This is a genomic window from Pseudomonas sp. zfem004, assembly GCF_032621715.1.
GTDB lineage: Bacteria > Pseudomonadota > Gammaproteobacteria > Pseudomonadales > Pseudomonadaceae > Aquipseudomonas > Aquipseudomonas sichuanensis.
This window is the reverse complement of the sequence record NZ_JAVYJF010000008.1, coordinates 56,514-67,352: the sequence shown is the minus strand read 5'-3', so window position 1 is coordinate 67,352 and position 10,839 is coordinate 56,514. Positions and strand designations below refer to the sequence as shown.

Genomic DNA, 10,839 nt, shown 5'->3' with positions numbered 1-10,839 from the left:
ACTACCTGGAGGCCCACGCTCAACCTGCAGCCCCGCAGCTGCCCGGCCTTGACGCCCCCTACTGGCCAGAGCGCTTCGAGCGCTACTACCGCCAGCAGGGCGCCTGGACCGGCGAAACCCTCGATGCCTGTATCGCCCGTCATGCCGGCCACACCCCTGAGCGGATCGCCTTGACTGACGGGGAGCGCAGCCTTACCTACGCCGAACTGCACAGCCGCTGCAACCAACTGGCCGACGGATTCACCCGCCTGGGGCTACGGCCGGGCGATCGTATCGTGGTGCAACTGCCCAACGTGCTGGAGTTCATCGAAACCACCTTCGCGCTGTTCCGTCTTGGCGTGGTCCCGGTGTTCGCCCTGCCCACCGATCGGCGCAACGAGATCACCCACATTGTCCAGGCCAGCAAGGCCGTCGCGTACCTGATCAAGGATCACGCCCTGGGCTTCGACTATCGGGAGATCGCCCGCGAGCTGCAAACCCTGCCGGATGCGATTCGTCACGTGATCGTACTGGGCGAAGCCGCAGAGTTCACACCCTATGCCAGCCTGTATGGCCGCGACCTTCCCGTTCCGGCCACAGACAGCCGCGCCCCAGCGCTGATCACACTTTCTGGCGGCAGCACTGCCATGCCCAAGTTGATCCTGCGCCGGCATGACGACTATCTGTACAGCATCCGGGTCAGCGCCAGCATCTGCCAGTTGAGCCCGCAAAGCGTCTACCTGTGCGTGCTGCCTGCCGGGCACAACTTCACACTCAGCTCCCCAGGGTTCATCGGAACCCTGCTTGCGGGCGGCCGTGTCGTGATGCAGGCAGACCCCAGCGGCTCGGCCTGCTTCGCCAGCATCGCCCGGGAAGGGGTGACCTTCACCGCCCTGGTCCCAAGCCTGGCGCAGGCCTGGCTGCACGCGCCACGCCAGCACGACCTGAGCAGCCTGCGCTTCCTGCAAGTGGGCGGCGCGCGCCTGAGCGACGAGGTGGCGGCACGCTTGAGCGAAAGCTTCGACTTCACCCTGCAGCAGGTCTATGGCATGTCCGAAGGGCTGGTCTGCTACACCGACCTCAAGGGCGACCTGGACCAACTGCTGCATACCCAAGGGCGGCCAATGAGCCCACTGGACGAAATCCTGGTGGTCGATGACGACGATCTGCCGGTCGCCGTCGGGCAGCCAGGGCACCTGCTGGTACGTGGGCCATACACCATCCGTGGCTACCTCGACGCCCCCCAGCAAAATGCCCGGGCATTTACCGCTGATGGCTTCTATCGCACCGGCGATGTGGTTTGCCTGCGCGAGGACGGCTACCTGGTCGTCACCGGCCGCCACAAGGACCAGGTCAACCGTGGCGGTGAAAAAATTGCCGCAGAAGAGATCGAAGGCCACCTGCTGGCCCACCCCGGAGTGCTGGAAGCAGCAGTGATTGGAATTCCCGACCCGCATCTGGGTGAGCGCACGTGTGCCGTCCTGGTCGTCGCCCCCGGCCAGGGCTGTGACACCGCCACCCTGAAGGCCCACTTGCAGGCACGCGGCGTTGCTGCGCAGCGCATTCCCGATCAGTTCCAGTGGCTGCCCAGCCTGCCCAAGACCACCTTGGGCAAGACCGACAAGAAGGTACTGCGCCAGCAATTCGCGGCGTGAACCGCCCCATTTCGATTTCAAGGATACTTCGATGGCAATTCCACAAATTCAGCACTACCCGATTCCCGACCATGCCCCGCTGAGCCGACCAGCGCTGCCTTGGTCACCTGCGCCTGAGCGGCTGGCCCTGCTGATCCATGACATGCAGAACCACTTTCTCAAGCCCTATGCCTCACCGGCCCTGGTCGACGCCCTGATCCAGCGTATCCAGGCCCTGCGCGAAGCGTGCAATGCCCTTGGCATTCCAGTGTTCTATACCGCCCAGCCCGGCGACCAGCCCGTCGATTCACGTGGCCTGCTCTGCGACTTCTGGGGCCCGGGGTTGGCCGATGACGGCTTCAGCCCCAACATCGTCAGCGGGCTGGCACCCGATCCGCAGCGTGATGTGGTGCTGGTCAAGCATCGCTACAGTGCCTTCGCCCGCTCCGACCTGCTCGAGCGACTGCAAGCAGCCGGCCGCGACCAGCTGATCATCTGCGGTGTCTACGCCCATATCGGGTGCCTGGCCACCGCCACCGACGCCTTCATGGCAGACATCCAGCCGTTCGTCGTGGCCGATGCCCTGGCCGACTTTTCCCTGGAGCGTCACCAGTTGGCGCTGGAGCAGATGGCGCACTGTTCAAGCGTTGTGCTGTCGACGCAACAGCTGCTCGATACCCTCGCCCCGTCGAGCGTCGCCCATGACCTGCCGGGCGACGTCGCACGCTGCCTGGCGCTTCCCGTGAACCAGGTCGTGGAGGTGGACGACCCGGTACAGCTGGGTCTGGACTCGGTGCGCTTGTTGATGCTGTTCGAGCAGTGGCAGCAAATCGGGCTGCCACTGACTTTCCTCGAACTGCTTGAGCGCCGCAGCATTCGCGCCTGGGTACAACTGGTCGACCGGCGCCTGCAAGCGCAAGCCGCGGGAGCCCCGGCATGAAGCGCTTCCTCGATAAATCCGTACTGGTAACCGGTGCCGCGCGCGGCATCGGTGCGGCAGTCGCCACGCGCCTGCTGGCCGAAGGCGCCACGGTAATCGCCCTGGACTGCGACAGTCAGGGCCTGGAGGCGCTCGCCGAACGCCTGCACTCGGACAACCTCAAGCTTCATTGCGCCGACATCACCGACCGGCAAAAGATCATGAGCCTGGTCGAACGCATCGACGAGCATTACTCACTCGATGGCCTGGTCAACGCCGCCGGCGTAATGGCGTCAGCGCCCTTCGAGCAGCTATCGGCACAGGCCTGGTTGCAGCTTTTCGAGGTCAACGTGCACGGCACCTTCCATGTTTCCCAGTCGGTCGCCCGATGCATGGTGCAACGGCGTCGGGGCGCAATCGTCAGCGTTGCCTCCAACGCCGCGAGCACTCCGCGGGTCAACCTGAGCGGCTACTGCGCCTCGAAAGCCGCGGTGGCCATGCTCACCCGCTGCATGGGCCTGGAGCTCGGCAAGCAGGGTGTGCGCTGCAACGTGGTATCGCCCGGCTCCACCCGTACTCCCATGCTGCACCAGCTGGCCGGCAGCGACGCCACCTTGGACCAGCGCATGGTCCAGGGTGATCTCGGCCTGCACCGCATCGGCATCCCGCTGGGCAAGATCGCCGAGCCCCAGGACATTGCTGCCGGCATTACTTTCCTGCTGTCGGACGATGCCAACCACATCACCTTGCAGGATCTGGTCATGGACGGCGGCGCCACCTTCGGCTGAGCGCCCATCAAGGACAGAGTGAGGCAGAATCCAATGAACATCACCGTTTCGCCCCTCCCCAGGCACGCGCCCAACAGTGCCCAGGTTTTCCCTGGCCAAGTGCGCCAGCTTCTGGACCAGGCCCTCTGCGGCGAAGGCTTCATCCAGTGGATTGAACTGCCGACCGAGGCAGACCTGGATCGTCACGCCATCGAGATCACCAACCAGCGCCTGCGTCGCTACCTGCAATGGATGATTGCCGGCCCGATCCTGACGATTCTGCACGTCACCCCAGCCCAGGCCAGGCAACTGCAGGGTATCAACGATGCCTACCTGGCCATCGGCACGAGCACCGGCCCCGACTGCGCAAGTACATTGAGCCTGCTTGACAGCCAGCTGCTACCCGCCTGGCCGCATGCGACAGCCCGGCCCCTGTCACTGCAGGCGCATGGGCTCAGCCCGGCACAAATCAGCCAACGGCTGGCCGACGCCAACCCGGAGAACCCCCACGGCCCTGCCCTGCTGCTATGCGATACGCCGCCCCGACACGACGCCGGCCTCTGGCTGTTCGACCCACGCGACAACCTGTACGCCCTGCGAAACGTGGCGCAGCCACGCAGCCTCCCGCACGGCCTGGTGCACCGCTGGCAAGGCAGGGTCGGCCCAACGTCCAGGCCACCGCTACCCGCCCCCACGGACTTCGAAAAAGGACTGCAGCTTTGCAGCCATCTGGCCCATGTATTGAGGGAGCCAACTTGCGCATGATCAGCCACTTTGAACTTCTCCTCCCCGTGCCCGCGCTGGGCGTGCACGATACCGGCATCGGGCTGCTCGCCGAACTGAGCAACGTCTTCCCGGAGCTTGCCGGGCAGTTCAGCTGCGTGTTCAGCGAACACACCGATGGCTGTGACCGCTCACTGGTCGGGCTTGGCAGCCAGTATCGCCTGCGCGTGACTCGCGAAGCCCAGGCACTGCGCATCGACTGGCTGGACCAGGAGCGCGTGCTGCATCGCGACTCGCTGCACCTGGACAACGAGCGGCCGTTTCATGAGCAACTGTTCCAAGGAGTGGCACACGCCTGGAAAACCCTGGGCGATACCTCGCCAGAGCTGGCAGGTTTGCCCGGCAACGTGCCTCTGCTGGGTGGCTGGCGTTGTGCGACCCACCCCGAGCGCCTGACCGAGCCGATGATCATGACCCTGCCCCGCGTGTTTCTGTGGGTGGAGCATGGGCGTGTCCACGGCGCGAGCTTCGATCCAGCCCACAACCCGCTGATCGAGCAGGCCGTGGCGCGGCTGGCGCCGCGCACTTACCCGGCCTTGCCCGGCGTCAGCAGCTGCGAACTCATTCCGCAGTGCACCGACTACGTCGACAACCTGCTCGACCTCTTGAACGAGATGGCCGTCAGCGATTCGGACAAGGTAGTGATCGGGCGTGAAGTGCGCCTGCGCATGCGCGAAGCAGTAGACCCGTTGCAGTTGCTCGACCAGGTCGCACCCCGCCCCAACCCGCATTATGAGTACCTGTTCCGCTGGGATCAGGGGCCGGCATGGATCGGTATTTCACCGGAAACCCTGATCCGCACCGACGGCAGGAAAGTCGTCGTCGAACCCCTTGCCGGCACCCGTAAAGGCTCAAGCGAAGCGCTCAAGCGCGACCGCTACCGCCAGGAACTGCTGTCGGACAGCAAGGAGCTGGAAGAACACGAAACCGCTGCCCAGCTGTTTCTTGAACAGCTTCAACAGGTTTGCCGGCCGGGTTCCCTGGACATGCGCGAATCCAGGAATGTCATCGACCTGGGCTATGTGCAACACCTCAAGAGCCGCATCGAAGGTGAACTGGCCAGCGAAACGAACGTGTTCGATGCCCTGGCCGCTGTCTACCCGCCGGCAACCATCTGGGGCAAGCCCCTGGCCATGAGCGGCGACCGCATCCGCCGCTTCGAGTACATCGACCGCGAGTTCTTCACCGGCGGCCTGGGCTACCTCACCCTCGAAGGCCGCTGCAACTTCGCCCTGGCAATCAGAACCGCCAAGGTGACAGAAGCGCATGTGCATATCTTTGCCGGCAGCGGCATCGTCAAGGCCAGTGACCCGTACCGGGAATGGCTGGAAACCGGCAACAAGATGAAACCGTACCTGCAAAACAGCTCTTGGTCATATGAAGGGTGATAACGTCGCAACACCTTGCACAGGATTACGCAGGGCTCTCTACACCGGCACAACAGTGCCAACGTCAATCTACATGGACAGCAAAAACATGATCTCTATCGCTCTGCCGGATGGCAGCCGCAAGCAATTCCCGGAGCCACTCAACGTCCAGCAACTGGCACAGACCATCGGCAGCGGCTTGGCGGCCGCGACCCTGGCGGCAAAGGTCGACGGGCGTCTGGTCGATGCCTCGCACCTGCTGACCGGCGACAACACGGTCGAGATCATCACAACCAAAAGCGCAGATGCCCTGGAGATCATTCGCCACTCCACCGCGCACCTGATGGCACAGGCCGTCCAGCGCCTGTACCCGGGCACCCAGGTGACCATTGGCCCGGTGATCGACAACGGGTTCTACTACGACTTCGTGGCCGAGCGCCCTTTCAACCAGGACGACCTGCCGCTGATCGAGGCCGAGATGCAGCGGATCGTCGACAGCGCACTGGCCATCGAACGCCGGGAGCTGCCTCGCGCGCAGGCCATCGAGCTGTTCAGCAGCCTGGGTGAGTCGTACAAGGTGAAGATCATCGAGGATATCCCGGCAGGCGAAACCCTCTCGGTGTATCAACAAGGTGAGTTCATCGACCTGTGCCGTGGGCCACATGTGCCGGATACCGGCAAGCTTGGCGCGTTCAAACTGATGAAGGTGGCCGGGGCCTATTGGCGCGGCGACTCCAGCAACGCGATGCTCAGCCGCATCTACGGCACCGCCTGGTTGAACGACAAACAGCTCAAGGCTTACCTGTCGCAGCTGGAAGAAGCGGAGAAGCGCGACCACCGCAAGCTGGCCAAGCAGCTTGACTTGTTCCACCAGCAGGAGGAAGCGCCAGGCATGGTGTTCTGGCACCCCAAGGGCTGGGCGATCTGGCAGACCGTGGAGCAGTACATGCGCAAGGTGTACCGCGACAGCGGTTATCAGGAAGTGCGCTCCCCGCAGGTGGTGGACAGCTCGCTCTGGCGCCGGTCCGGGCACTGGGACAACTACAAGGAAAACATGTTCGTCACCGAATCGGAAAACCGCCAGTACGCGCTCAAGCCCATGAACTGCCCGGGCCACATTCAGATCTTCAAATTCGGCCTGCGCAGCCACCGCGAGCTGCCGATTCGTTACGGCGAGTTCGGTGGTTGCCACCGCAATGAACCTTCAGGGGCCCTGCACGGCATCATGCGGGTGCGTGCCTTCACCCAGGATGACGGGCATATCTTCTGTACCGAACAGCAGATCGAGTCGGAGATCCGCACCTTCCATCACCAGGCACAGAAGGTCTACAAGGCCTTCGGCTTCGAGGATGTGGCGGTCAAGATCGCCTTGCGCCCGGAACCCAGCAAGCGCCTGGGCAGCGATGATGTCTGGGACAAAGCGGAAAACCAGCTGCGCTCGGCGCTGCGGGCCTGCGGCGTGAGCTGGGAGGAGCTGCCAGGCGAAGGCGCATTCTACAGCCCCAAGATCGAGTACCACCTGCGCGACGCCATTGGCCGGGAATGGCAGGTCGGCACCATCCAGGTCGACTACCACATGCCCGACCGCCTGGGCGCCGAGTACGTCGACGAACACTCACAGCGGCGCCGCCCGGTCATGCTTCATCGGGCAATCGTCGGCTCGTTGGAACGTTTCATCGGCATCCTCATCGAGCACCACGCCGGGGTTTTCCCAACCTGGCTGGCACCTGTGCAGGCCATGTTGCTGACCGTGACCGAGGCACAGAACGGCTATGCCGACCTGGTTCGCCAGCAGCTGTGTGACCGTGGGTTGCGAGTCGAGGCAGACCTGCGCAACGAGAAAATCGGCTACAAGATCCGCGAAAGCACGCTGCAGCGCGTGCCTTACCTACTGGTGATCGGCGACCGAGAGAAAGACAGCGGCACAGTCGCCGTCCGCAGCCGTGCCGGCGAGGACCTCGGCATACTCAGCGTCGATGACTTCGCCGAACTGCTGCTCAAGGACACCCAGATGCACTGATACGGCCCGCCGCAGGTTCTGAAGCTACAGGACCTGCGGCCAGACCAGGCAAGAGCCGGTTTGCCGCGGACGCTGAACTCAGGAGACCGTGATGTTCGAAGCCCCACCCGACTAGCGCGGCACGCCGCCTCCCTCTCGACACCATTCTGCTTTGCCTTGCAGCTACGCGCATGCGTCGTCGGCTCGTGCCTGTGCGTCGACGGCAAAGCGCTGCTTACCCCCGTCAGCGGGCCCTCTGTTCTCCAGAACGACAACCAGGATGTCAGACATGAACACCATTGCCACTTTGCGTTCGCCCGCCCTTGCTTCAGCCAGCCGTACGGACATGGATGCCGTTACCCAGGCACTGCCCAGCGCCCAAGCGCTGAGGGCTGCGCTGTCACTGCACGAACACCTGGCAGTACAGGTGCAACGACAGCGCCAGCACGTTCGCGACATCATCCATGGTACCGACCCGCGCCTGCTCGTGATCGTCGGCCCTTGTTCGCTGCATCATGGCCAGGCTGCCGTCGAATATGGAGGAAAGCTGGCCGAACTCGCCGACGAACTGCGTGACCGGATGCTGATCGTCATGCGTGCCTATGTGGAAAAACCACGGACCACCGTCGGTTGGAAAGGCCTGATGTACGACCCCAACCTCGACGGCAGCGACGACATGCAGGCCGGCCTGGAGCTGTCCAGGTCGCTGATGCTGGAGCTTGTCGGGCTCGGCCTGCCATTAGCCTGTGAGTTGCTGCAACCCATGGCCGCACAGTATTTCAGCGATCTGCTGAGCTGGGTCGCGATCGGTGCCAGGACCTGTGAATCGCAGATCCATCGCGAGCTGATCAGCAGCCTGGACGTACCGGCGGGTTTCAAGAACGGCACCGATGGCGGCCTGGGGGTGGCCTGCGACGCCATCAACAGCGCTGCCCACCCGCACCGCTATTTCGGCATCGACCTGTATGGCCAGCCGGCGCTGATCAGCAGCACCGGCAACCGCGATAGTCATCTGGTGCTACGCGGTGGACGTAACGGCCCTAACCATCACGCCGACTCCGTCGCCCAGGCACGCGCGCAGCTCATGGCCGCCGGCATCGCCCCACGCTTGCTGGTGGATTGCAGCCATGCCAACAGCAACAAGGACTTTACCCGTCAACCACAGGTACTGGAGCAAGTGCTGGCACAGCGCCAGGCAGGTAACCATGACCTGTTCGGTGTCATGCTGGAGAGCAATCTGAACCCCGGCCGGCAGGACCTTTCGAGGCAACTGCGCTACGGCGTGTCCATTACCGACGCCTGCCTCGGCTGGGACGATACCCGCACGCTGTTGCGCCGCGCCGCCGAACGGGTCTGAAACCGAGCGGCTCGGCCCTGCTTTGCGGCCGATGCAGCGGCCTGCTAAAGGCACCTTCCTGGAGGCATCTCCTTCAAGGTCGTGGAAGGGTCGGATCGAGCGCCGTGCGGGCGGCGCTCGATCTGCTCGAACACCTTGAAAGGCATGGCTTCTCAAGGTGCCTTTTTCATATGCAGAAACGCTTTACATGCTGCCAATTCATCAGGTTAGAATCGATTGGCACGCGACCTGCTAGTTCACACCTTCAGGTCCCTTCCCCCGCGATGTACCGGAGTAACTGCCTTTGGATGCAAGCACCATCAACAGCCTGTTCTTGATCGGCGCATTGCTGGTGGGTGCAAGTATCCTGGTCAGCTCGCTGTCATCGCGCCTGGGCATCCCGATCCTGGTCATCATCCTCGCCGTCGGCATGGTCGCCGGCGTGGACGGCGGCGGCATCATCTTCAACAACTACCCGACCGCCTACCTGGTAGGCAACCTGGCGCTGGCGGTGATCCTGCTCGACGGCGGCCTGCGCACCCGGGTCGCAAGCTTTCGCGTAGCCCTGTGGCCGGCGCTGTCGCTGGCCACGGTGGGCGTGATGATCACCACCGCGCTGACCGGCATGGTCGCCGCCTGGCTGTTCAACCTGAGCATGATCCAGGGCCTGCTGATCGGCGCCATCGTCGGCTCCACCGACGCGGCGGCAGTGTTCTCGCTGCTCGGCGGCAAAGGCCTCAACGAACGGGTCACCGCCACCCTGGAAATCGAGTCGGGCAGCAACGACCCGATGGCGGTGTTCCTCACCGTCACCCTGATCGACATGATCGCCAGCGGCCAGACCGGCCTGCACTGGAGCCTGCTCACCCACCTGCTGCGCGAATTCGGCATCGGTACGCTGCTGGGCCTGGGCGGCGGCTGGCTGATGCTGCAGCTGGTCAACCGCATCAACCTGGCCGGCGGCCTGTACCCAATCCTGGTGATAGCCGGCGGCCTGGCGGTGTTCTCGCTGACCAACGCCCTGCACGGCAGCGGCTTCCTGGCCGTTTACCTGTGCGGCCTGGTGCTGGGCAACAGGCCGGTGCGCAGCCGCCACGGCATCCTGCACATGCTCGATGGCATGGCCTGGCTTGCGCAGATCGGCATGTTCCTGGTGCTGGGCCTGCTGGTCACGCCCCACGACCTGCTGCCCATCGCCCTGCCGGCACTGGGCCTGGCGCTGTGGATGATCGTGGTTGCAAGGCCGCTGTCGGTGGTCGCCGCGCTGCTGCCGTTCAAGGCCTTCCATGGCCGTGAAAAGGGCTTCATCAGCTGGGTCGGCCTGCGCGGCGCGGTACCGATCATCCTCGCGGTGTTCCCGCTGATGGCCGGGCTGCCGGACGCGCAGCTGTTCTTCAACCTGGCGTTCTTCATCGTGCTGGTGTCGCTGCTGGTGCAAGGCACCAGCCTGCCGTGGATGGCCAAACTGCTCAAGGTCACGGTACCGCCAGACCCGGCACCGATTTCGCGCTCGGCGCTGGAAGTGCACATCACCAGCGAGTGGGAGCTGTTCGTCTACCGCCTGGGCGCCGAAAAATGGTGCATCGGCGCCGCCCTGCGCGAACTGAAGATGCCCGAAGGCACGCGCATCGCCGCGCTGTTTCGCAGCGAACAACTGCTGCACCCTTCGGGCAGTACCGTGCTGGAAGTCGGCGACATGCTTTGCGTGATCGGCCACGAACACAACCTGCCGGCGCTGGGCAAGCTGTTCAGCCAGGCACCGCAACGTGGCCTGGACCTGCGCTTCTTCGGTGACTTCGTCCTTGAAGGCGATGCCGAACTGGGCGCGGTGGCCGCACTTTATGGCCTGAAACTCGACGGTCTGGACGCGAAAATGCCGCTGGCGCAGTTCATCCGACAGAAGGTCGGAGGCGCTCCAGTAGTAGGCGACCAGATCGAATGGCACGGCACGATCTGGACCGTCGCGGTCATGGACGGGAACAAGATCCAGAAAGTCGGCGTCAGATTCCCCGAAGGTACCCGGCCTGGCCCCGGCTTGTTCCTCTAAACTCCGAT

The 10,839-nt window shown here is 63.9% G+C and carries 8 protein-coding genes; all 8 read left to right on the top strand.

From position 1 onward, the window contains the following. Window positions 1–5 precede the first annotated feature (5 nt). The 8 genes from RTH46_RS26260 to RTH46_RS10995 all read left to right on the top strand — a co-directional run bounded on the left by RTH46_RS26260 (window position 6) and on the right by RTH46_RS10995 (window position 10,831). Window positions 6–1,634, top strand: coding sequence for a (2,3-dihydroxybenzoyl)adenylate synthase (locus RTH46_RS26260; RefSeq protein WP_410478563.1), 1,629 nt, complete (start codon window positions 6–8; stop codon window positions 1,632–1,634). A gap of 31 nt (window positions 1,635–1,665) precedes the next feature. Then, window positions 1,666–2,553, top strand: a complete 888-nt coding sequence (locus tag RTH46_RS11025) for an isochorismatase family protein (RefSeq protein WP_316905692.1) — start codon at window positions 1,666–1,668, stop codon at window positions 2,551–2,553. After that, a complete protein-coding gene (locus RTH46_RS11020) occupies window positions 2,550–3,320 on the top strand; it encodes a 2,3-dihydro-2,3-dihydroxybenzoate dehydrogenase (protein WP_153788018.1) in 771 nt (256 codons plus the stop codon). Before RTH46_RS11025 ends, RTH46_RS11020 begins: the two co-directional genes overlap by 4 nt. Before the next feature lie 33 nt (window positions 3,321–3,353). Continuing rightward, window positions 3,354–4,064 (top strand): hypothetical protein, encoded by a 711-nt coding sequence (locus tag RTH46_RS11015; protein ID WP_316905691.1) that lies wholly within the window; start codon window positions 3,354–3,356, stop codon window positions 4,062–4,064. After that, window positions 4,061–5,470 (top strand): chorismate-binding protein, encoded by a 1,410-nt coding sequence (locus tag RTH46_RS11010; RefSeq protein WP_316905690.1) that lies wholly within the window; start codon window positions 4,061–4,063, stop codon window positions 5,468–5,470. Before RTH46_RS11015 ends, RTH46_RS11010 begins: the two co-directional genes overlap by 4 nt. A gap of 88 nt (window positions 5,471–5,558) precedes the next feature. Then, window positions 5,559–7,469 carry a threonine--tRNA ligase gene (thrS, locus tag RTH46_RS11005; RefSeq protein WP_153788020.1) on the top strand — a complete coding sequence of 637 codons (1,911 nt, stop codon included), beginning with the start codon at window positions 5,559–5,561 and terminating at the stop codon, window positions 7,467–7,469. A gap of 268 nt (window positions 7,470–7,737) precedes the next feature. Further along, window positions 7,738–8,805, top strand: coding sequence for a 3-deoxy-7-phosphoheptulonate synthase (locus RTH46_RS11000; RefSeq protein ID WP_316905689.1), 1,068 nt, complete (start codon window positions 7,738–7,740; stop codon window positions 8,803–8,805). A 283-nt stretch (window positions 8,806–9,088) separates the two neighbouring features. Then, the gene (locus RTH46_RS10995; protein ID WP_316905688.1) at window positions 9,089–10,831 is read left to right on the top strand and encodes a potassium/proton antiporter; all 1,743 of its coding nucleotides are present in this window, start codon (window positions 9,089–9,091) and stop codon (window positions 10,829–10,831) included. The last annotated feature ends 8 nt before the right edge of the window (window positions 10,832–10,839 follow it).

Bases quoted from the DNA above. Each gene is read 5' to 3' on its own strand.
- RTH46_RS11025 (WP_316905692.1), top strand. From the start codon at position 1,666: ATGGCAATTCCACAAATTCAGCACTACCCGATTCCCGACCATGCCCCG.
- RTH46_RS11020 (WP_153788018.1), top strand. From the start codon at position 2,550: ATGAAGCGCTTCCTCGATAAATCCGTACTGGTAACCGGTGCCGCGCGC.
- RTH46_RS11015 (WP_316905691.1), top strand. From the start codon at position 3,354: ATGAACATCACCGTTTCGCCCCTCCCCAGGCACGCGCCCAACAGTGCC.
- RTH46_RS11010 (WP_316905690.1), top strand. From the start codon at position 4,061: ATGATCAGCCACTTTGAACTTCTCCTCCCCGTGCCCGCGCTGGGCGTG.
- thrS (WP_153788020.1), top strand. From the start codon at position 5,559: ATGATCTCTATCGCTCTGCCGGATGGCAGCCGCAAGCAATTCCCGGAG.
- RTH46_RS11000 (WP_316905689.1), top strand. From the start codon at position 7,738: ATGAACACCATTGCCACTTTGCGTTCGCCCGCCCTTGCTTCAGCCAGC.